The following is a 20,771-nucleotide window of genomic DNA, read 5'->3' as shown; positions in this document are numbered from 1 at the left end:
GCGTGCCGGCTCGCCCCTTGGCGAGTCCGCCGTCCTTGAGCATCCAGGAGAGTATCCACGTGGCAGAAGACATCACCCAGACCCCCGCCAAGCCTGAAGCCCCCGAGTCCGGCGCCCCGTTGCTGCCGTTGCGGGACGTGGTGGTCTATCCGCACATGGTGATCCCGTTGTTCGTCGGCCGCGACCGCTCGGTGCAGGCGCTGAACCAGGCCATGCAGGCCGGCAAGCAGATCGTGCTGGTGGCGCAGAAGCAGGCGGACGTGGACGAGCCGGGTCCCGGCGACGTGTACGACTTCGGCACGCTGGCCACCATCCTGCAGCTGCTCAAGCTGCCCGACGGCACCGTGAAGGTGCTGGTCGAGGGCGGCGAGCGCGTGGCGCTCAAGGACATCCGCGAGGGCGAGTATTTCACCGCCGACATCGAGGTGCTGGAAGACACCGGCGCCCCCGAGGAGCGTGAAGTCGAGGTGCTGACCCGTTCCGTCATCACCCACTTCGAGAACTACGTCAAGCTGTCGAAGAAGGTGCCGCCCGAGATCCTCACCTCGCTGTCCGGGATCGACCACCCGGGCCGGCTGGCGGACACGGTGGCGGCGCACATGTCGCTGCGCCTGGCCGACAAGCAGCGCGTGCTGGAGACAGCCTCCATCCGCGAGCGGCTGGAGCTGGTGATGGCGCTCATCGAGGGCGAGATCGACGTGCTGCAGATCGAAAAGCGCGTGCGCGGCCGCGTCAAGCAGCAGATGGAGAAGAGCCAGCGCGAGTACTACCTCAACGAACAGATGAAGGCCATCCAGAAGGAACTGGGTGACATGAACGAGGAGGCCAGCGAGGTCGCCGAGCTGGAGAAGAAGATCGAGACCGCCGGCATGCCCGCCGAGGCTAAGGAAAAGGCCACCTCCGAGCTCAACAAGCTGAAGATGATGTCGCCCATGTCGGCCGAGGCCACCGTGGTGCGCAACTACATCGACTGGCTGGTGAAGGCGCCGTGGAAGAAGCGCACCCGGATCCTGAAGGACCTGTCCCGCGCCGAGAAGGTGCTGGAAGAGGACCACTACGGGCTGGAGAAGGTCAAGGAGCGCATCGTCGAGTACCTGGCCGTGCAGCAGCGCGTGAAGAAGCAGAAGGGCCCGATCCTGTGCCTGGTCGGGCCGCCGGGCGTGGGCAAGACCTCGCTCGGCAAGAGCATCGCGCGCGCCACCAACCGCAAGTTCGTGCGCATGAGCTTAGGCGGCGTGCGTGACGAGGCCGAGATCCGCGGTCACCGCCGCACCTACATCGGCTCCATGCCGGGCAAGATCATCCAGAACATGTCGCGCACGGGCGTGCGCAACCCGCTGTTCCTGCTGGACGAGATCGACAAGATGTCGATGGACTTCCGTGGCGACCCGTCCTCGGCGCTGCTCGAGGTGCTCGATCCCGAGCAGAACTCGAGCTTCAACGACCACTACCTCGAGGTGGACTTCGACCTGTCGGACACGATGTTCATCTGCACGGCGAACAGCCTGAACATCCCGGCGCCGCTGCTCGACCGCATGGAAGTGATCCGTATCCCCGGCTACACCGAGGACGAGAAGCTCAACATCGCCAAGCGCTACCTGGTGCCGAAGCAGGTGAAGAACAACGGCCTCAAGGAAGGCGAGGTGGTGATCAGCGACGGCGCGATCCGCGACATCATCCGCCACTACACGCGCGAAGCCGGCGTACGCAACCTCGAGCGGGAGCTGGCCCGCATCTGCCGCAAGGCCGTGAAGGAGATGGTGCTCGACAAGGACGTGAAGAAGGTCGCGGTGAAGCCGACCAGCATCGAGAAATACCTCGGCGTGAAGCGTTTCCGCTTCGGCCGTGCCGAGGAGACCGATCGCGTCGGCCAGGTCACCGGCCTGGCGTGGACCGAGGTCGGCGGCGAGCTCTTGACCATCGAGGCCGCCACCATCCCCGGCAAGGGCAAGCTGATCCACACCGGCACGCTCGGCGACGTGATGAAGGAATCGATCCAGGCCGCCATGACGGTGGTGCGCAGCCGCGCCCGGGTGCTCGGCGTCGATCCCGAGTTCCACTCCAAGAAGGACGTGCACATCCACGTGCCCGAGGGTGCGACGCCCAAGGACGGCCCCAGCGCCGGCATCGGCATGTGCACCGCGCTGGTCTCCGCGCTGACCGGGATCCCGGTGCGCTCGGACGTCGCCATGACCGGCGAGATCACGCTGCGCGGCGAAGTGCTGCCGATCGGCGGGCTGAAGGAGAAGCTGCTGGCGGCCCATCGCGGCGGCATCCACGTGGTGCTGATCCCGGAGGAGAACGAGAAGGACCTGGCCGAGATCCCGAAGAACATCAAGGGCAAGCTCGACATCAGGCCGGTGAAGTGGATCGACCAGGTGCTCGAGGTGGCGCTGACGCACATGCCCGAGCCGGGCGAGGACATCACTCCCGAGGAGCCCCCCAAGGCTGCCGAGGCCAAGGGCGAAGGCAAGGGCGTGCACGCGCACTGAGCGGCGGTAACGGACCGGGGGCGCGCGGCGGTGTTGCTGCGCGCCCCTTTTTCATGGGCGCGTGTTCAGGCGCCGACCCGCAAGACCCGGTCGTAGCGCGGCAGCAGCTCCGGGTCGTGGGTGATCATCACCGCGGTCCGTCCCTGCAGCCAGCGGTCCAGGGTCTGTGCCAGCCCCTGCGCGGTGGCGGCGTCGAGGCCCGTGGTCGGCTCGTCCAGGATCACCACCGGGCAGTCGGTCAGCACCAGCCGCGCCAGCGACACGCGCCGCGCCTCGCCGCCCGAGAGGTTGCTGCCGGCCTCGTCGATCCAGGTATCCAGACCGTGTTCCAGGCCGGAGACGAAGCCGCCGAGACCGGCGATTTCCAGCGCGTGCATCAGTTCCCCGTCGCCGGCCCCGGGCCGGGCGATGCGCAGGTTCTCCGCCAAGGTGTCGCGAAACAGCACGGGGCGCTGCGCCAGGAGGCCGATGTGCCGCCTGAGCCCGTCCGGGTCGAGCTGCCGCAGGTCCACGCCTTCGAGCCGCACCGTGCCGGCGTCCGGATCGAGCTGGCGCATCAACAGCATGGCCAGCGTGCTCTTGCCGGCGCCGCTGGGCCCGACCACGGCGATGCGTTCCCCGGCGTCGATTTCCAGCGACAAGTTCTGCAGCACCGGCGGCAGGTCGGCGCGATAGCCGAAGGTGACGGCCTGCAGCGACAGGCGGCGGCCGTGGGGCGCGAGCGCTTCGTCTGCGACGGCGAGCATCGGGGACTGGCCCCAGCTTTCGCCCAGGCGCTGCGCGGCGCCGCGGCACTGCTCCAGGCGGCGCCATGCCGCCGGCAGGGGTTGCCAGGCCTCGCCCAGGGCGAGCACGCCGAGCACCAGCAGCCCGAGCACCGGCCCGCTGATGGTCCCGGCCTGCAGCAGCGCCAGCCCCAGCACCAGCGCCAGCCAGGTGGCGCCGAAGCCGGCCAGCGTAACGCCGGCCTGGCTGGCGGCATCCAGCCGCTGCAGGCGCTCCTGCAGGCTGATCATGTGCGCAGAGCGCGTCTCGAGCGCCTGTCGTTGCACGTCGCCGAGATCGAAGGCCACCAGTTCCTGCAGGCCTTCCAGCCCGTCGCCGGCCTGGCGCCGCAGCCCGGGCAGGGCCGCGACCAGGCCGCGGCTTGCGGCCAGGCCCCGGCGTCGCGCCAGCTCGGCGACCAGCGGGTTGGCCGCCAGCAGCACCAGCGCCACGGCCAGGGCAACACCCGGATCCACCCACAGCGCCGCCAGCAGGGCAGCAAGGAGCGTGAGCAGGAACGCCGACACGCCCGGCCCGATGACGCCGAGGAACAGGTGGTCGAGGGTGTCGACGTCGGCGGTGAGGCGGTTCAGCGTGTCGCCGCGCTGCAGCCCGCGCAGCTGCACCTCGTCCAGGCGCAGCAGGCGCTCGAACAACGCCAGGCGCAGGTCGGCCAAGAGGCGGAACGTGGCCTCGTGCGTGACCAGCCGTTCGCCGTAACGCGCCACCGTGCGGGTGATGGCGGCGAGGCGGATCCCGGCGCCGGGGGCGAAGATATCCAGCGTGGCGATGACACCCAGGCCCGCCAGGGCGCTGGCGGTGATGAACCAGCCCGACAGCGCCAGCAGGGCGACGCCGGCGAACAGGCTGAGCAGGATCAGCGCCAGGCCGGCGATGAGCCAGCCGCGCCGCCGCGCCAGCAGGCGGCCGAGAGGCAGGCGGTCCGGAGTCGGGCGGCTGCTCATGCGGACGCCTCCCCGAGGGCCACGGCGCGGTCGGCCCAGGCCAGCGCCAGCGGGCTGTGGCTGGCGCACACCACGGTCATGGGCTGTACCGCCAGCGCGCGGTCGAGGTCGGCCCAGAAACGCCGCTCGGTGTCCGCGTCCAGGCTCGACGTGGGCTCGTCCAGCAGCAGCAACGGCCCCGGCCGCAACAGCACGCGCGCCAGCGCGATACGTCGCGCCTGGCCCCCGGAGACGCCCAGCCCGTCCTGCCCGAGGCGGGTGTCCAGGCCGCCCGGGAGGCCGGCGAGGAAGCTCGCCAGGCCGGCGAGCGCCAGGGCGCGCTCGAGCGCCGCCGCATCCGCCGGCCGGTCCAGCGTGATGTTCTCGCGGATGCTGCCGGCGAACAGGAACGGCTGCTGGCCGAGGTAGCCGCGCAGCGCGCTGAGCTGGCCGCGCGTGAGGGCGGCCACCGGGACCTCGTCGTAGTGGACTTCGCCCGCGTCCGGCGCCAGGAAGCCGCCGATGATGCCCAGCAGCGTGGACTTGCCGCAGCCGCTGGGACCGTAGAGCACCAGCTTCTCGCCGGCCGCTGCCTCGAGTGACAGGTCCTGGAACAGCGGCGGCCGCCCGGGCAGCGCCAGCTCCACGCCGTGCACGCGCACCCGGCACGCGGCCGCCGGGACCCGTGCAGCCGGCGCGGCAGGCTCAGCGCGCGCCGGCGGCGTGGCCAGCACCTCGCGAATGCTGCGCGCCGCGGCGAGCGCGCCGGCGCGGTCGTGCCAGTGCTGGGCCAGGGTGCGCAGCGGGTTGTAGAACTCCGGCGCCAGCAGCAGCACGAACAGGCCGGAAAACAGGGTGAGGTTTTCCGCGGGGCCGAGCGTGACGAAGCCCAGCAGGCCGAAGCCGATGTAGATGGCGAGCATGGCAATCGCCACCGAGCTGAAGAACTCCAGCACCGCGGAGGAGAGGAAGGCGACGCGCAGCACCTGCATGGTGCGGGCGCGGAAATCCTCGGTGAAATCGGCAATGCGCCTGGCCTCGCGCTGTTCGGCGCCGAAGCGGCGCAGCACGTCCAGCCCGCGCAGGCGGTCGAAGAAGATGCCGCCGAGCCGGGCCAGTGCCGCCTGTTGCTCGCGACTGACCTGTTCCGCGCCCCAGCCGATGAGAATCATGAAGCCCGGGATCAGCGGCGCGCTCAGCAGCAGCAGCAGGCCTGCCAGCCAGTCGGCCCAGGCCACGGCCACCAGGATGGCCACGGGGACCACGCGCACCGTGATCATTTGCGGCATGAAACGGGCGTAGAAGGGATCGAGCGTCTCCACCTGCTCGATCAGCACGGTGGACAAGGCGCCGGTGCCGCGCCGCCCCTTCAGCAGCGGCCCGGCGTCCACCATGCGCGTGAACAGCTCGCCGCGCAGTGCCTGGCGCACGGCGCCGGAAGCGCGCGCGGCGATCATTCCGCGCACGCCGCCGATGAGCGCGCGCAGGATGAACGCGGCGAGCAGGCCGGCGAGCGGCAGCGCGAGGGTCGCCAGCGCGGCGCCGTGGACGATGGCCTGCGACAGGATCCAGGCCAGCAGCCACGCCTGGGCGAGCACGCAGGCGGCCTCGGTGACGGCCAGCGCAAACGAAGCGGGCGCCAGCCAGGCCGGCGCCCGCGTTTTCAGCCAGTCACCCGGACCTGGGGCGGCGCCGGGCGCCGGCTCAGTGGCCAGCGTAACCGGCTCCGCGGCCGACCTTGCCGCGGAACACCCAGTACGTCCAGGCGGTGTAGCCGAGCACGATCGGGATCAGGAACAGGAAGCCGATCAGCAGGAACAGCTGGCTGCCCGGGTCCGAGGCGGCGTCCCAGAAGGTGTAGTTGGGCGGCACGGCCAGCGGCCACATGGAGATCAGGATCCCGAGGTAGAACATCGAGAACAGGATCATGGAGCCGATGAAGGGCGCAATGTCCGCGCGCTGCTTCAGCTTGTAGAACACCCAGGCGGCGAAGGCGAGGGTCAGCGCGGGGAACAGCCACAGCCAGTTGACGTGGTCGAACCAGCGCGACATCACGCGTTCGTTTGTCATCGGGGTCCAGGCGCTCACCAGCACGAAGAACACCAGCACCACGGCGAGCAGCTTGGGCGCCAGCCTGAAGGCCCAGTCCTGCGTCTTGCCCTCGGTCTTCATGATGGTCCAGGTCACGCCCAGCAGGGCATAGCCCGCCACCACGCCGAGTCCGGTCATCAGCGTGAAGGGCGTCAGCCAGTCGAAAGCGCCGCCGACATAGCGGCCGTCGACCACGTTGAAACCCTGCACGTAGCTGCCGATCACCGCGCCCTGGGCGAAGGACGCCACGGTCGAGCCGCCGAAGAAGGAGATGTTCCACCACTTCTTGCCGGTGGTCGCCTTGAAACGGAACTCGAAGGCGATGCCGCGGAAGATCAGGCCCGCCAGCAGCAGGAACACGCCGATGTACAGCGCCGGCAGGAACACCGAGTAGATCATCGGGAACGCCGCCAGCAGGCCGGCGCCGCCGAGGATCAGCCAGGTCTCGTTGCCGTCCCACACCGGCGCGACCGAGTTCATCATCAGGTCGCGCGACTCTTCGCCGGGGGCAAAGGGGAAAAGGATGCCTACGCCGAGGTCGAAGCCGTCCATCAGGACGTACATGAAGACGCCGAACCCAATCAGCGCCACCCACACGAGCGTCAGGTCGATCAGTTCCATGTTCAGCTCCCTGTCGTGCCGGCTGCTTCGAACTTGCCATCCACCGCGGACCAAGGCCGCTTCGGCGTGCCGGTGATGCGTTCGTGTGATTCCTCGACCGGGTCCGGGCCCGCCATGATGACTTTGCGCAGGTAGTACAGGCCGGAGGCGAACACCACCGCATAGACGGCGAAGTAACCGATCAGGGTGGTCAGCGCCATCCAGCCGGTGAGCGACGGGGTCAGTCCTTCGCCGACGGTCATCATGCCGTAGATGATCCAGGGCTGGCGTCCGATCTCGGTCACGAACCAGCCCGCAATCACGGCCAGGAACGGCAACGGAATCATCCAGCTGAGGATCTTAAGGAGCAGCGTCGACTCATAGAGCTTGCGCCGATAGAGCTGCACCGCGCCCCATAGCGACACGGCGATCATCAGCATGCCGATGGCCACCATGACGCGGAAACTCCAGAAGGTCACGCCCACCGGCGGCCGTTCCTCTGGTGGCACCGACTTCAGGCCCGGCACCACGCCGTCCGCGCTGTGCTTGAGGATCAGGCTGGCCCCGTTGGGGATCCCGATCTCGAAGTGGTTGGTCTCGTTCGCCATGTCCGGGATTGCGAACAGCAGCAGCGGGATGTTGGGCCCGGTCTCCCAGTTGCCTTCCATCGCCGCCACTTTGACCGGCTGCTCCTCGAGGGTGTTCAGCCCATGCATGTCGCCCGAGAGCAGCTGCAGCGGCGTGGCCACAGCCAGCATGATCACGCACATCTTCAAGGCCTTCTCGGCGATGTCGCCGTGGCGGCCGTGCAGCAGGTACCACGCGCTCACGCCGGCGACCACGAAGCCGCCGGTGATGAAGGAGGCCAGCAGGAAGTGCGCGAAACGGTAGGGGAAGGACGAATTGAAAATGGCCTGGGTCCACGAGGTCATGTGGATCATGCCGTCGACCATTTCCACGCCCGCGGGCGTCTGCATCCAGCTGTTGGCGGAGAGGATCCAGAAGGAGGAAATCGTCGTGCCGATGGCCACCATGCAGGCGGCGAACAGGTGCAGGCCGCGCGGCACCTTGTCCCGCCCGAAGAGCAGCACGCCGAGGAAGGTCGCTTCGAGGAAGAAGGCCGTCACCACCTCGTAGGCGAGGAGCGGCCCGATGAAGTTCGATGCAGCGTAGGAGTAGTTGCTCCAGTTGGTGCCGAACTGGAAGGCCATGACGATGCCCGAGACCACGCCCATGCCGAACACGATGGCGAAGACCTTGGTCCAGAACTTGGACAGCTTCAGCCACGACGGATCGTCGGTCTTGTAATAGATACCTTCCAGTACGGCGATGTAGGCCGCGAGCCCGATGGAAAACACCGGGAAGATGGCGTGGAAGGAGACGACGAACGCGAATTGCACGCGCGACAGGAAGAGGGGGTCGAGCTCCATGATTCCATCCTCGAATTTAGAACTGGTCCATGATACGGAAATTCGGCTTTGATCGCGTTTCGGTTTTTACGGTTGCGCGGCGTGTTTTGCGCACCGCGGCACGGTATCGAAACCATGGTTTAATTGACCTCACCCGGTGCGCTTGCTATAAAACCGGACCTCTTACGGCGCACTCCCGCACAGCCCGCCGCGTCGGCGGGTTTCGCAGTTTGGGGCCGGGGACACAACACACATACAGAACACGAAGGTACGCTGATGAACAAGGGCGAATTGATCGATGCCGTGGCTGCGGCCGCCGACCTCACCAAGACCGACGCCACCAAGGCTGTCGAGGCGTTTGTTGACACCGTGACCCGCGCGCTGAAGAAGGGCGACCAGGTTTCCATTGTTGGTTTCGGCAGCTTCTCGGTGAAGGCGCGCGCCGCCCGCCAGGGCCGCAACCCCAAGACGGGCGAAACCATCACCATCGCTGCGAGCAAGGTGCCGGGCTTCAAGGCTGGCAAAGCACTGAAGGACGCAGTAAACTAGCGCGCCCTCCCGGGGAGCGCGGGTGCTTAGCTCAGCTGGGAGAGCGTCGCCCTTACAAGGCGAAGGTCGAAGGTTCGATCCCTTCAGCACCCACCAGTCACAGTTTTGGAGCGGTAGTTCAGTCGGTTAGAATACCGGCCTGTCACGCCGGGGGTCGCGGGTTCGAGTCCCGTCCGCTCCGCCATTTTGCAAGGGCGCCCGCGTGGCGCCCTTTCATTTTCCGCTCCCGGCGCAGGCCGGGGCCGCCTGGAGAGCCGAGGCTTTCATGCTGCAGAAAATCCGAGAGAAGATCACCGGCTGGGTCGCCTGGACCATCGTCATCACCATCGGCATCGTGTTCGCCGTGTGGGGTATCGACCTCAGCTTCACGCCACGCCCGATGGCCGCCAAGGTCAACGGCGCCGAGGTCCCGGTGGAGCCCGTGCGGCGCGCCTACCAGGAGCAGGTGTCGCGTTTCCAGCAGGCCTTTCGCGGCGACGTCCCCGAGGAGATCGCCGACGAGATCCGCCGCGGCGTCATCGAGCAGTTCGTCAGTCGCGAGCTCCTGCAGCAGCGCGTGGTCGGTGCGGGTTACCGCGTCAGCGACGCAGCGCTGGCCGAGCAGGTGCAGTCCTACGAGGCTTTCCGGGTCGGCGGCGAGTTCAGCATGGAGGCGTATCGGGCCGCCCTCGCGGGCGCCGGCTACACGCCCTCGATGTTCGAGGCCGAGCAGCGCCGCCTGCTCGAGGTGCAGCAGCTGCAGGACGCAATCGTGCTGTCCAGTTTCATCACCCCCGACGAACTGGCGCGCCGCGTGGCGCTGGAGCGGGAGCTGCGCGAGATCGAGTGGGTTTCGCTGCCGCTGGAGCGCTTCCTGGCTGACATCGAGGTGAGCGAGGCCGAGGTCGAGGCGCGTTACCAGGAGAGCCCGGAGCGCTGGATGACGCCCGAGGCCGTGGACCTGGCGTACATCCTGGTCGAGCTGGACACGCTGGCTGCGCAGGTGGAAGTGTCCGAGGAAGACCTGCGCGCCTACTACGAGTCCGAGGTGAGCCGGGAGCCCGAGCGCTTCCTCGGACTGGAACGCCGCAAGGCGGCGCACATCCTCGTCACCGGCGACGACGCCGAGGCGCGGATCGAGGCGCTGCGCGCCCGCATCGAGGCCGGCGAGGACTTTGCCGCGGTGGCGGAGGAGGCCTCGGAGGATCCCGGCTCGGCGCGCCAGGGCGGCGATCTCGGCTGGGTGGAGCGCGGCATGATGGTGCCGGCCTTCGAGGCGGCGCTGTTCGCCATGGAGCCCGGCACGGTGAGCGAGCCGGTGCAGTCGGAGTTCGGCTGGCACCTGATCCGGCTCGACGAAATGCAGCAGAGCGGCGGCGCGAGCTTCGAGGAAGCGCGCGAGGAGCTGCTCGCCGAGTACCGCAGTCGCCAGGCGGAAGATCGTTACTACGATGACGCCGAGGCGCTCGCGACGCTCGCCTTCGAGAACCCGGACAGCCTGCAGCCCGCCGCGGCGGCGCTGGGCTACGAGATCAGCACGGTGGCGGACGTGACCCGCCAGGGCGGCGCCGGCATCGCCGCAGAGCCCGCGGTGCTGGCGGCGGCCTGGAGCGAGGGCGTGTTCGACCGGCGCGAGAACAGCGGCCTGGTGGAACTCGACGATGACCGCGTCCTGGTGCTGCGCGTGAGCGACCATCACCCGCCCGAGCAGCGCCCGCTGCAGGACGTGGCGGCGCAGATCCAGGACGAACTGCGCCGCGAGCGTGCGGCCGCCCGGGTGGCGGAGCTGGCCGCGGAGGCCGAGACCCGGCTGGCCGCAGGCGAGCCCGTGGCGGAGGTCGCCGCGGCGGTGTCGGGCGACCACGTCGCCGGCCTGACCGTGGTGCGCGACGACGTGACGGCGCCGCCGGCGGTGGTCAGCGCAGCCTTCGCGGCGCCTCGCCCGGCCGGCGAGCCCGTGATCAGCCGCACCCAGGGCCCCAGCGCAGCGTTCGTGGTGCGGGTGTTGACGGCCACGCCTGGCGGGCTGGACCTGCTGCGCCCCGAGGAACAGCGCCAGCTGCGCGACCGCAGCCGTGGGGCACGGGCTTCGCAGGAGCTGCAGGCTTACCTCGAGGACATGCGCCAGCGCGCGGAAGTGACGGTGTTCGAGAACGCCCTGCAGTAGGAAGGTGGGCAAGCTCCAGCTCCACTGGCGGATCCTGATCGCGATCGTCGCGGGCGTCGCGGCGGGGTGGCTGGCGGGCGAGCAGGGGGCCCTGTTCGGGGTCACCTTCTACTCGGTGTTCGACTTCGTCGGCACGCTGTTCATCAATGCGCTGAAGATGCTCATCGTGCCGCTGATCGTCTCCTCGATCATCGTCGGCGTGGCGGGTATCGGCGGCGGCGGCAACCTCGGCCGCCTCGGCGGCAAGACGCTCCTGTTCTACGGCGTCACCACCCTGATGGCCATCCTCATCGGGCTGGTGCTGGTGAACCTGGTGCAGCCGGGCATCGTCGACGGCGAGCCGGCGCGCGACCTGCTGGCGCTGGAAGAGAGCACGCGCGCCGTGGCCGAGAGCGTCGGCGCCACGGCCGGCAGCGGCGGCGGCGGGCAGCTGGCGCGGCTGTTCATGAGCATGGTGCCGCCGAACATCATCCAGGCTGCGGCCGAGGGCCAGATGCTGGGCCTGATCTTCTTCAGCATCGTGTTCGGCTATTTCATGACCCGCGTCGAGAACGAGCAGAGCGAGGCCATGTACCGCTTCTGGGACGGCCTGTTCGCGGTGATGATGAAGGTCACCGAGTGGGTGATGACCTTCGCCCCCATCGGCGTGTTCGGGCTGGTGGCGCGCACGGTGGCGCAGACCGGCTTCGACGCGGCGCGGCCGCTGGTCGTGTTCAGCCTCACCGTGCTCGGCGCGCTGGCCCTGCATGCGCTCATCAGCATTCCCCTGCTGGTCAAGACGGTGGGCAAGGTGAGCCCGGTGGCGCTGTACCGGGCCGCGGCCCCGGCGCTGTTGACGGCCTTCTCCACCGCCTCGTCCTCGGCCACGCTGCCGATCACCATGGACGCCATGGAGAAGCGCGCCGGCGTCTCCAACCGGACCTCGAGCTTCGTGCTCCCGCTCGGCGCCACGGTGAACATGAACGGCACCGCGCTGTACGAGTGCGTCGCCGCCATGTTCATCGCCCAGGCCTACGGCCTGGAGCTGTCCTTCGGCGTGCAGTTCGTCATCGTCATCACCGCGCTGGTGACCTCGGTGGGCGTGGCCGGCATTCCCTCGGCCTCGCTGGTGGCGATCGCCATCATCCTCGCTGCGGTCGGGCTGCCGGTGGAGGCCATCGGCGTGTTGTTCGTCTTCGACCGCATCCTCGACATGGCGCGCACCGCCATCAACATCCTCGGCGACTGCGCCTGCGCCGTGATCGTGGCGAAGCTGGAAGGCGAGGAAGGGGTCCTGGTCGAGGGCGGCCCGCAGCGGGCCAGGAGCTAGCGGGCTCTCAGATCGCCAGCGCGTGCGGGTCCGGTGTCGCCGGTCGCCGGGCCGCCACCGGCCGCGTCCAGGCCAGCGTCTGCGGCCTGGCGTCACGCAGCAGTTCGGCGCGCTCCACCGGCCGCAGGGCGTCGGGCTCGATCACCGCGGGGCTGAAGCCGAGTTCCACCAGCAGGTCGAGCACGCCCGCAGGATGCACGTCGGCCTGGCGCAGGTGCAGCGGCGCGTATTCGGTCAGCACCGTGCGGCAGCGCGCCAGCGTGGCGCGTGCCCCCTGCAGGGCCTGGAACTCGAAGCCCTGGACACCCAGCTTGACCAGCCCGACCGGGCGCCGCGCCAGCCCCTGTTCGATGCAGTAATCGTCCAGCCGCAGCATGCGCACCGGCAGCCGGTCGGTGCGGGGCGAACCCAGCGGCGTGCGCCGGCGGCTGCCGTAGCGATGCAGCGTGGCCTCGCCGGCGGCATCGCCGATGGCGGCATCCACCACCACCACGTCGTCCGCGCGGTTGTGATTCAGGTTCTGTTGCAACAGCCCGCGCGCCCAGGGATCCGGCTCGAAGGCGTGGATTTCCACACCGCGCGGTGCGAGTCGCGACAGCAGCAGCGCGTACCAGCCGATGCTGGCGCCGACGTCGAACACGAGCTCGCCGGGCTCGAGCTGCAGCCGGCGCACCAGGAAGTCGGCGACGTCCGGTGCATGCATGCCGTGCAGGTAGATCCCGGCGCCCGCCGCGTCGCGCACCGGGACGCGCAGCTCGAGGCCGAAGGCGCGCGCGTGGGCCAGCACCGTCTCGCGCCCCATGACGTAGCGCTGCACGAGAAGCGCGGTGGAGCGCAGCATGGACGCTTTGCTCAGTCTTCCGGCAGGGACATGCCGACGTGGCTGTAGCCGCCGTCGACGTAGAGGATCTCGCCGGTGATGCCCGCCGCCAGGTCGGAGCACAGGAAAGCCGCCGCGTTGCCGACGTCCTCGATGGTGACGTTGCGCTGCAGGGGGGCGATGCGCGCCACCTGGCCCAGCATCTTGCGGAAGCCGCCGATGCCCGCCGCGGCGAGCGTCTTGATCGGTCCCGCCGAGATGCCGTTGACGCGGATGCCGTCGGCGCCGAGGTCGGCGGCGAGGAAGCGCACGCTGGCCTCGAGGCTGGCCTTGGCCGGGCCCATGACGTTGTAGTTCGGCACCGCGCGCACCGCGCCGAGATAGCTCAGGGTCAGCAGGGCGCCCTGGCGACCGCGCATCAGCGGCAGGCTGGCCTTGGCGAGCGCGGCGAAGCTGTAGGCGCTGATGTCGTGCGCCACCTGGAAGCCTTCGCGCGTCACCGAGTCGACGAAGCGCCCCGAGAGCTGGTCGCGCGGCGCGAAGCCGACCGAGTGCACCAGGATGTCGAAGCCGTCCCAGTGCTCGCCCAGCGCGGTGAAGGCGGCGGCGATCTCGGTGTCCTCGGCCACGTCCATGCCGCAGGTGAAGCCGCCGCCGAGTTCCGCGGCCATGGCCTCGACGCGCGGCTTGAGCTTCTCGCCCTGGTAGGTGAAGGCCAGGTCAGCGCCCTCGCGCCGCATGGCCTGCGCAATGCCCCAGGCGATCGAGCGCTCGCTCGCCAGCCCGACGATCAGCGCACGCTTGCCGTTCAGGAATCCCATCGTGTTGCTCCTCTCTGTGCGTTTTCCGCTCGGCGTCTGCGCGCCGCTGCCACTAGCCGCCCGACTGCGCCGTCACATCCACGTGCAGCACCAGCCGCTGGCCGGGTTGCAGGTAGCGCTGCTCGTCGAGGTCGTTCCAGCGCCGGATGTCGGCCACCGAGACGCGGAAGTTGTTCGCGATGCGGTACAGCGAGTCGCCACGGCGCACAGTGTAGTTGATGCGGCGGATCATCGGGTCGGCGCCAGGCCTGGCGGCCGCAGCCTTGGCGGTCCCAGCCTTGTCACCGGCCTGCCAGACCACCAGTGTGCGTCCCACCGACAGCGTGTCGCCCGGCGCCATGCCGTTCCACGACGCCAGCTCGCGATGGCCGACGCCGTGGCGGCGCGCGATCGACCACAGCGACTCGCCCTTGCGCACGGTGTGCTCGCTGCGCACGCGGCCGGCGCGCTGGCGCGCCTGGGTGTCGGCAAGGCGGTTGTCGGCGCTGAGCGGATAGTCCGCGATGCTGCGCGTGGAGGTCGGCACCATGAGGTGCGCACCGGCGCGGATCCGGGTGCCGGGCAGGCCGTTCACGGATTGCAGCACCTCGACGGTGGTGTCGTAGCGTCGCGCGATGCCGCCGAGCGTGTCGCCCGGGCGCACGGCATGACGCTGCCAGCGCATGTGCTCGCTCGCCGGCAGGGCGGCGATGGCGACGTGGAAATCCGCCGCCATAGCGACCGGCACCAGCAGCCGGTGCGGGCCGTCCGGGTCGGTGGCCCAGCGGTTGAAACCGGGATTCAGTTTCTGCAGCTCGGCGAGCTCGAGGCCGGCCAGCTCCGCGGCCACGGCCAGGTCGATCTGGCCGTCGAGCTCGACCACCGCGAACACAGGCTGCGGCGAGATCTCCGGCAGGGTGACACCATGGTCGTCCGGCGCCGCCAGCACGGTCGTCAGCCCGAGCAGGCGCGGCACGTAGACACGGGTCTCGGCCGGCAGTTTCAGGCTCCAGAAATCGGTCTCCAGGCCGAGCGACTGGTTACGGCGGATGGCGCGCGCCACCGTGCCCTGGCCGCAGTTGTACGCGGCCACCGCGAGCAGCCAGTCGCCGTCGAACAGGCCATGCAGGTACTCGAGATAGTCCAGCGCCACGCGCGTGGACTCGAGCACGTCGCGGCGGCCGTCGTACCACCAGTTCTGCTTCAGGCCGAAATGCTTACCCGTGCTCGGGATGATCTGCCACAGGCCTGCGGCGCGGCCGTGCGAGTAGGCGAAGGGATCGAAAGCGCTCTCGACCACCGGCAGGAAGGCCACCTCACCCGGCAGGCCGCGCGCCTCCACCTCGGCCGCGATGTGCGGCAGGTAGGGGCTGGCGCGCTCGAACACGCGCTCCAGGTAGTCGAAGTGATGCACGTACCAGTCGGCGTGTTTCCGCACTTCGGCGCGCCCCGCCGGCGGGATGCTGAACTGGCTGCGCAGGTGTGCAATGAGCTCGTCAGGCGCGGCCGGGGCTGCGGGTGCTGCTGGAGCGGGCGCTGCTGCGGCCGCGGCCGGGGTGTCCGGCGTCTCTGCGCTGCCGTCCCCGGAGATGTCGGCGGCGCCGAGCGTGGCGCGGGTGACCGCGGGCGGCAGCTTGGACGCCTCGTCACTCTCGGTGGGGTCGGCGGGCTCCGTGCGGGTGTCGCCCGGCGGCGTGGCGCAGGCCGTGAGCAGGGCGAAGGCGGCGATGACGGCGAGGTGGAACAGGTTTCGGGTCACTGGCAGGCCTCCGCTCAGGCGAATTCGTCTTTCCAGCGTCGCACGGCCGCGAACACCTCGATGCGCGAGGCGAGCGGGTGGCCGGCATGGCGTCGGGCGGCGTCCTGCACGCCCGGCTCGTCGCAGCGCAGGAAGGGATTGATGCGTTTCTCCAGCGCCAGGGTCGAGGGCAGGCTGGGATTGTCGTCCTCGCGCAGCGCCGCTACATGCTCGGCATGCTGCGCGATCTCGGCGTTGCCGGGCTCGACCGCGCGGGCGAAGCGCAGGTTGGCGAGCGTGTACTCGTGGCCGCAGTAGACCAGGGTGTCGTCCGGCAGGCGGGCGAGGGTGTCCAGCGAGCCCAGCATCTGTTCCGGCGTGCCCTCGAACACGCGGCCGCAGCCGGCGCTGAACAGGGTGTCGCCGCAGAACAGTGCGCCGTGGCCGTAGAAGGCGATATGGCCGGCCGTGTGCCCGGGGATGTCGATGACGGCGAAGCTGAGTCCGAGCCGCGGCAGGTCGACGTGGTCGCCGCCGCTGACCGGGTGCGTGACCCCCGCCACCAGTTCGGTGGCCGGGCCCCAGGCCGGGATGTCCAGCGCCTGGCGCAGGGCCGGAATGCCGCCGGAGTGGTCGGGGTGATGGTGCGTGAGCAGGATGGCGACGGCCTCGAGCGCCCGGGATTCCAGGGCCTTGAGCACCGGCCCCGCATCGCCGGGATCGACCACGGCCACGCGCCGCGGGTCCTCGCCGTGGATCAGCCAGATGTAGTTGTCGCGGAATGCCTGGACGGGTGTGACCTTGAGCATCCGGGCATTCTATTTGGTTTGGAGGCAGTCCCCAACCGGCGGCCGCGGGGACTGTCCCCGGGCGCTGTCCCCGGCTATCCTTCGGGCCATGCCGATCTACCCCATGGAACTCGACGACTGGCTGGAATCCCCGGCGGGCCAGCGCCTGCGCCAGGCGGAGCATGTCGTCGCGGCGGAGCCGCTGCGCCGCGTGTTCGGCTGCCAGCTGCTGCAGGTCGGTGCCTGGGGCCGGGCCGACGAGTTCATCGGTATGGCCGGCACGGCCCGGCGTGCCGTGTGCGCCGAGCAACCGGCGCCCGGTGTCGGCTTCCTCGCCGAGGACTGGCAGCTGCCGGTGGCCAGCCACTCGGTGGATGCGGTGCTGCTGCCGCACACCCTGGAGCGCTCCAGCGAGCCGCACCAGCTGCTGCGGGAATGCGAGCGCGTGCTGACCGGCGGCGGCCGCCTCATCGTGCTCGGCTTCAATCCCTGGAGCGTGCTCGGCATGCGCCGGCTGCTGACGCGCGGCGCCTGGCCGCCCACCATCGACCAGCTTTATTCGGAGCGGCGCCTGCGCGACTGGCTGTCGCTGTTGAACTTCGACGTCACCACGCGCGCGCGCTATTTCCCGGCGTTCGCCGAGTCGGGCGAGCGCGTGCGGCATCGCGGGCGGCGGCTGCCGGGCTACTACGGCGGCTACCTCCTGGTGGCCATCAAGCGCGTGCATGCCGTGACGCCGCTGCGCCGGCTGTGGCAGCGGCCCGAACGCATCCCCACCGGCCTCGCCGAGCCGACCACGCGGAGCCGGCTTTGAGCCGGGTGGAGGCGTGGACGGACGGCGCCTGTCGCGGCAATCCCGGCCCGGGGGGCTGGGGAGCGCTGCTGCGCGCCGGTGAGCGCGAGATGGAGCTCATGGGCGCCGAGCCGCTCACCACCAACAACCGCATGGAGCTCACCGCCGCGATCCGCGCGCTGGAGGCGCTGAAGCGTCCCTGCGAGGTCGACCTGTACACGGACTCGCAGTACCTGCGCGGCGGGATCATGGAATGGATGGCCGGCTGGAAGCGCAACGGCTGGCGCACTGCCGGGCGCAAGCCGGTCAAGAACCAGGACCTGTGGCAGGAACTCGACGCGGCGGCTGCACGCCACGAGGTGCGCTGGCACTGGGTGAAGGGGCACAGCGGCCATCCCGAGAACGACCGCGCGGACGCGCTGGCCAACGCGGCCATCGACGCGCTGCAGGCGGCCGAGGGCGTGGGGACATGAGGCGACAAATCGTGCTCGACACGGAGACCACCGGCCTGGAGCCGGCCGAGGGCCACCGCATCATCGAGATCGGTTGCCTGGAGCTGGTGAACCGGCGGCTCACGGGGCGCAAGTTCCACCAATACCTCAACCCCGAGCGCGAGATCGATCGCGCCGCCGAGGACGTGCACGGCCTGTCGAACACCTTCCTCGCCGACAAGCCGCGCTTTGCCGAAGTGGCGGCGGAGTTCCTCGAGTTCGTGCAGGGCGCGGAGCTGGTGATCCACAATGCCGCTTTCGACCTCGGCTTCCTGGATGCCGAGCTGGCGCGGCTGGCGCCGCCCGGCCCGACGATGGGCGAGATCTGCGGCGTGCTGGATACGCTGATGCTGGCGCGGCAGCTCCACCCGGGGCAGCGCAACAGCCTCGATGCGTTGTGCAAGCGCTTCGCGATCGACAACTCCAACCGCGAGCTGCACGGGGCCCTGCTCGACGCCCAGCTCCTGGCCGACGTCTACCTGGTGATGACGGGCGGGCAGGCGGAGCTGGTGCTGGGGGCGGAGGAATCGACGGCGGCCGGGACCGGGCGACGCAAGCCGAAGCAGGTGCGCCGCAAGGGGCTGAAGCTGGTGGTGCAGCGCGCGAGCGAGGAGGAGCTGGCGGCGCACGAGGCGGCGCTGGATCGGCTGGACCAGGCGGTCGGTGGTCCGTGCATCTGGCGCCAGGCGACCTCTGAGGTCCCGGTCGAGCCCTAATCGCAGCCCGTCAGCCCGGCGATCCACGCGCTGATCAGGGCCAACCCGTCTTCGTCCGCTTCCAGGCTGCCGATCGGCGGCATCGCATGCGCGTCGCGCAACCCCATGCGCAGCCAGATGAGCGAGCGGCCCGGATCGCCCGGGCTCAGCAGGTGAGCGTCCTCGATACCCAGGTTGCTGCCGGTAATGCCCGGGACGTCGCAGGTGGCGGTCGCACCGAGTGTCACGTCATAGCGCAAGTCCATGGCCGATGGCGTCGGCCCGCCCGGCCGATGACAACCCGCGCAATTGGTGTGCAGGTAGGCGCGCGCCCTTGCAGGCAGCGCAGCGCTGCCAAAGGGATCCGGCAGCGCTGGTAGCGCAGCGGGCTCAGCAGTCAACGGTGGATCGAGCAGTTCGATCGCGTCCAGGGTGAGCAGCTGGTTAGCGGTGCGATCGGTCTGGGGATAGAGCAAGTCGCCGTTGAGCTGCGCGATCTCCAGGCCGAGCGATCGGCCGGCCGCCGCCGTGTGGCACTGCAGGCACTCGGCTTCACTCGGGAACAGCCAGGGGCGGCCGGAGATATCGACGAGCGCCCCGCCGATGACCCGCGTCGCGTCGGTCTGCGCTTCATTCCAGGCGTAGGTGTAGCCCGCCCATACGCCGTCAGGGTGGCGCATGAACAGCCGCGTCTCGATGAGCCGGTCCTGCCGCCGGAAATTCTTCATTAGGACGGCGCCCGGCGGGAAGTCGAAGTCCCCCTCGGCCGTGAGCGTGATGCGCGTGCCATCCGGCAGTGCGAGCCAGCGACCCTTCTCGGCGCCGTCCGACCAGAAGGGCGCATTGGGCTGATAGGGGATCAGCCCGGCGGCAGGCTGGGTGGCATCGGCGGGCGCCACGCAGCCGGTGTCGGAAAGCCGTTCCGGGATGGTGGTCGTCGATCCGCCGCCCGTTGCCTGCAGCGCATAGATGCCGCCGCCGTAATCGACGATGAAGAGCGTACCGTCCTCCGCTTCGCCGAAGGACGCGATGTTGCGGCCGGTCTGTGCCAGCAAGGTCTTGTCATACTGTCCGGATTCATCCGCATCGAGCACCCACAGGCGCCCGGAGACGAAGTCGCCGAACAGGTAGCGCCCTTGGAACTCGGGCAGCGCCGGCCCGCGATACACGTAGCCGCCGGTTACCGAGCTTCCCTCGCTATGGGGATAGTCCAGCACAGGGTCTATGAGCCCAGAGGAAGGGCAGTCGGTTGCGGGGTTGTAGCAGACGAAACCCTCGCGAAAACGCCAACCGTAGTTGCCGCCGCGCTCGATGATGTCGATCTCCTCGCGCGCGTTCTGACCGACGTCGCCGGCCCACAGGCGGCCCGTGGCGCGATCGAAGCTGAAGCGCCAGGGGTTGCGCAGGCCCCAGGCGAAAATCTCCGGACAGTCCGCCGCGCCCTCGCCGGTGGCGCAGCGCGGGTTGCCGGCGAAGGGATTGTCGGGCGGAACGGTGTAGTCGCCGTCGCCGGAGACGTCGATGCGCAATATGGCGCCGAGCAGGTTGGTCGTGGTCTGGGCATTGTTCAGCGGGTCGCCGCCGGAGCCGCCGTCGCCGATGGCGATGTACAGGAAGCCGTCGGGGCCGAAGCTGATGCCGCCGCCGTTGTGGTTGTTGTAGGGCTGGTCGATGGTGAGCAGCACTTGCTCCGATGCGGGGTCCAGAGACAGCCCGCCGTCGGTGCTCTGGAATCGTGAGACCACCGACTGCATGCCGCCGGTGGGGGGCGTGCGCGTGTACGAAACGTAGGCGATGCGGCTGCTGGCGTAATCCTGTGCGAAGGCGAGACCGAGCAGGCCGCCTTCGGACGCGGTATTGACGACTCCGGAAAGGTCCAGGAACACGCGGGTGCTCGATACGTCCGGCTGGTTCCCGAAGCTGCGCACACGCCCCGTCTTCTCCAGTACGTACCACTGCGAGGCGTCGCCTGGAGCCTGCAGCATGAACAGCGGCTGCTGGAAACTCAGGGCCGGGAAAGCGCGCTGCACCGAAAGCGCCAGCGTGCTGGCCGGGCGGGGTGGCGCGATGCAGGTGGTATTCACTGGCCGCGCGTCCAGGCCGGGAGGCGGTGCCGGATCCGGGTCGCCGTCGTCACCGCCGCCATCATCGGGTGGTGGGGGTGGTGGGGGAGGAGGTGGAGGTGGCGGCGGCGGAGTACTGCCGCTGTCGTCCGACGGGGGTTCGCTTGATGATCCGCCGCATCCTGACAGGGGCATCGCCACTGCCAGCAGCAGGGCGATGGCTATCCCGCCGGGAACGGATGCGCTTGCGCGTTTGAAAATATCCATGCCTACCCTTG

Annotated in this window: 16 protein-coding genes and 2 tRNA genes; 9 read left to right on the top strand and 9 right to left on the bottom strand. The window is 69.5% G+C overall.

The genetic code is table 11. From position 1 onward, the window contains the following. Nucleotides 1-59: 59 nt before the first annotated feature. Entirely contained in the window at nucleotides 60-2,492 is a 2,433-nt protein-coding gene (gene lon / locus G8346_RS11040; RefSeq protein WP_370520605.1) for an endopeptidase La, read from the top strand. A gap of 65 nt (nucleotides 2,493-2,557) precedes the next feature. Here the strand turns inward: lon and cydC are convergent, their stop codons facing one another. From cydC to G8346_RS11020, 4 genes are all read right to left on the bottom strand, one after another. Further along, nucleotides 2,558-4,222 (bottom strand): thiol reductant ABC exporter subunit CydC, encoded by a 1,665-nt coding sequence (gene cydC / locus G8346_RS11035; RefSeq protein ID WP_166051178.1) that lies wholly within the window; start codon nucleotides 4,220-4,222, stop codon nucleotides 2,558-2,560. After that, complete coding sequence (gene cydD / locus G8346_RS11030) at nucleotides 4,219-5,823, bottom strand: thiol reductant ABC exporter subunit CydD (RefSeq protein ID WP_255454012.1); 1,605 nt, start codon at nucleotides 5,821-5,823, stop codon at nucleotides 4,219-4,221. Before cydD ends, cydC begins: the two co-directional genes overlap by 4 nt. Nucleotides 5,824-5,905: 82 nt before the next feature. Next, complete coding sequence (cydB, locus tag G8346_RS11025; RefSeq protein WP_166051175.1) at nucleotides 5,906-6,913, bottom strand: cytochrome d ubiquinol oxidase subunit II; 1,008 nt, start codon at nucleotides 6,911-6,913, stop codon at nucleotides 5,906-5,908. Nucleotides 6,914-6,915: 2 nt separating this feature from the next. Next, nucleotides 6,916-8,322: a cytochrome ubiquinol oxidase subunit I gene (locus tag G8346_RS11020; protein ID WP_166051173.1), complete on the bottom strand. Its 1,407-nt coding sequence runs from the start codon at nucleotides 8,320-8,322 to the stop codon at nucleotides 6,916-6,918. A gap of 255 nt (nucleotides 8,323-8,577) precedes the next feature. Here G8346_RS11020 and G8346_RS11015 point away from each other — a divergent pair, with 255 nt between their 5' ends. The 5 genes from G8346_RS11015 (at nucleotide 8,578) to G8346_RS10995 (ending at nucleotide 12,305) form a co-directional block, all read left to right on the top strand. Further along, nucleotides 8,578-8,850 (top strand): HU family DNA-binding protein, encoded by a 273-nt coding sequence (locus G8346_RS11015; RefSeq protein WP_166051171.1) that lies wholly within the window; start codon nucleotides 8,578-8,580, stop codon nucleotides 8,848-8,850. 20 nt (nucleotides 8,851-8,870) lie between these two features. Next, a tRNA-Val gene (locus tag G8346_RS11010) sits at nucleotides 8,871-8,946 on the top strand. 11 nt (nucleotides 8,947-8,957) lie between these two features. After that, nucleotides 8,958-9,034 (top strand) — tRNA-Asp (locus G8346_RS11005). Nucleotides 9,035-9,115: 81 nt separating this feature from the next. After that, nucleotides 9,116-10,996: a SurA N-terminal domain-containing protein gene (locus G8346_RS11000; protein WP_166051169.1), complete on the top strand. Its 1,881-nt coding sequence runs from the start codon at nucleotides 9,116-9,118 to the stop codon at nucleotides 10,994-10,996. Nucleotides 10,997-11,000: 4 nt separating this feature from the next. Continuing rightward, entirely contained in the window at nucleotides 11,001-12,305 is a 1,305-nt protein-coding gene (locus G8346_RS10995) for a dicarboxylate/amino acid:cation symporter (RefSeq protein ID WP_166051167.1), read from the top strand. Between the two features lie 7 nt (nucleotides 12,306-12,312). Here the strand turns inward: G8346_RS10995 and G8346_RS10990 are convergent, their stop codons facing one another. Genes G8346_RS10990 through gloB form a run of 4 tightly spaced genes read right to left on the bottom strand, consistent with a single transcriptional unit; the run spans nucleotide 12,313 to nucleotide 16,472 of the window. Next, nucleotides 12,313-13,146, bottom strand: coding sequence for an FkbM family methyltransferase (locus G8346_RS10990; protein WP_166051164.1), 834 nt, complete (start codon nucleotides 13,144-13,146; stop codon nucleotides 12,313-12,315). An 11-nt stretch (nucleotides 13,147-13,157) separates the two neighbouring features. Continuing rightward, nucleotides 13,158-13,946 carry an enoyl-ACP reductase gene (locus tag G8346_RS10985; RefSeq protein WP_166051162.1) on the bottom strand — a complete coding sequence of 263 codons (789 nt, stop codon included), beginning with the start codon at nucleotides 13,944-13,946 and terminating at the stop codon, nucleotides 13,158-13,160. Between the two features lie 52 nt (nucleotides 13,947-13,998). Further along, on the bottom strand, nucleotides 13,999-15,684 hold the full coding sequence (locus tag G8346_RS10980; RefSeq protein ID WP_370520604.1) for a LysM peptidoglycan-binding domain-containing protein: 1,686 nt from the start codon (nucleotides 15,682-15,684) through the stop codon (nucleotides 13,999-14,001). A 14-nt stretch (nucleotides 15,685-15,698) separates the two neighbouring features. Beyond that, complete coding sequence (gene gloB / locus G8346_RS10975; RefSeq protein ID WP_166051160.1) at nucleotides 15,699-16,472, bottom strand: hydroxyacylglutathione hydrolase; 774 nt, start codon at nucleotides 16,470-16,472, stop codon at nucleotides 15,699-15,701. A gap of 88 nt (nucleotides 16,473-16,560) precedes the next feature. Between gloB and G8346_RS14840 the strand changes: the two genes are divergently transcribed. The 3 genes from G8346_RS14840 to dnaQ are packed head-to-tail and all read left to right on the top strand — an operon-like array spanning nucleotide 16,561 to nucleotide 18,451. Next, nucleotides 16,561-17,265 carry a class I SAM-dependent methyltransferase gene (locus G8346_RS14840; RefSeq protein WP_166051158.1) on the top strand — a complete coding sequence of 235 codons (705 nt, stop codon included), beginning with the start codon at nucleotides 16,561-16,563 and terminating at the stop codon, nucleotides 17,263-17,265. Next, nucleotides 17,262-17,717, top strand: a complete 456-nt coding sequence (gene rnhA, locus G8346_RS14835) for a ribonuclease HI (RefSeq protein WP_240901435.1) — start codon at nucleotides 17,262-17,264, stop codon at nucleotides 17,715-17,717. The genes G8346_RS14840 and rnhA overlap by 4 nt, the downstream gene beginning before the upstream one ends. Continuing rightward, the gene (gene dnaQ, locus G8346_RS10960) at nucleotides 17,714-18,451 is read left to right on the top strand and encodes a DNA polymerase III subunit epsilon (protein WP_166051154.1); all 738 of its coding nucleotides are present in this window, start codon (nucleotides 17,714-17,716) and stop codon (nucleotides 18,449-18,451) included. The genes rnhA and dnaQ overlap by 4 nt, the downstream gene beginning before the upstream one ends. Here dnaQ and G8346_RS10955 read toward each other — a convergent pair. Continuing rightward, a complete protein-coding gene (locus G8346_RS10955; RefSeq protein ID WP_166051152.1) occupies nucleotides 18,448-20,514 on the bottom strand; it encodes a PQQ-dependent sugar dehydrogenase in 2,067 nt (688 codons plus the stop codon). The two genes, dnaQ and G8346_RS10955, sit on opposite strands and share 4 nt — an antisense overlap. Nucleotides 20,515-20,771 lie beyond the last annotated feature (257 nt).

Source organism: Thioalkalivibrio sp. XN279, assembly GCF_011089885.1.
Lineage (GTDB): Bacteria > Pseudomonadota > Gammaproteobacteria > Steroidobacterales > XN24 > XN24.
Note: the sequence above shows the minus strand (reverse complement) of the source record. Positions and strands in the feature narration are given on the sequence as shown.

What these genes read in the sequence shown, in the direction of transcription:
- dnaQ (WP_166051154.1), top strand. Translation starts at nt 17,714, where the DNA reads ATGAGGCGACAAATCGTGCTCGACACGGAGACCACCGGCCTGGAGCCG.
- G8346_RS11020 (WP_166051173.1), bottom strand. Translation starts at nt 8,322, where the DNA reads ATGGAGCTCGACCCCCTCTTCCTGTCGCGCGTGCAATTCGCGTTCGTC.
- G8346_RS11015 (WP_166051171.1), top strand. Translation starts at nt 8,578, where the DNA reads ATGAACAAGGGCGAATTGATCGATGCCGTGGCTGCGGCCGCCGACCTC.
- cydC (WP_166051178.1), bottom strand. Translation starts at nt 4,222, where the DNA reads ATGAGCAGCCGCCCGACTCCGGACCGCCTGCCTCTCGGCCGCCTGCTG.
- cydB (WP_166051175.1), bottom strand. Translation starts at nt 6,913, where the DNA reads ATGGAACTGATCGACCTGACGCTCGTGTGGGTGGCGCTGATTGGGTTC.
- G8346_RS10985 (WP_166051162.1), bottom strand. Translation starts at nt 13,946, where the DNA reads ATGGGATTCCTGAACGGCAAGCGTGCGCTGATCGTCGGGCTGGCGAGC.
- G8346_RS11000 (WP_166051169.1), top strand. Translation starts at nt 9,116, where the DNA reads ATGCTGCAGAAAATCCGAGAGAAGATCACCGGCTGGGTCGCCTGGACC.
- G8346_RS10990 (WP_166051164.1), bottom strand. Translation starts at nt 13,146, where the DNA reads ATGCTGCGCTCCACCGCGCTTCTCGTGCAGCGCTACGTCATGGGGCGC.
- gloB (WP_166051160.1), bottom strand. Translation starts at nt 16,472, where the DNA reads ATGCTCAAGGTCACACCCGTCCAGGCATTCCGCGACAACTACATCTGG.
- G8346_RS14840 (WP_166051158.1), top strand. Translation starts at nt 16,561, where the DNA reads ATGCCGATCTACCCCATGGAACTCGACGACTGGCTGGAATCCCCGGCG.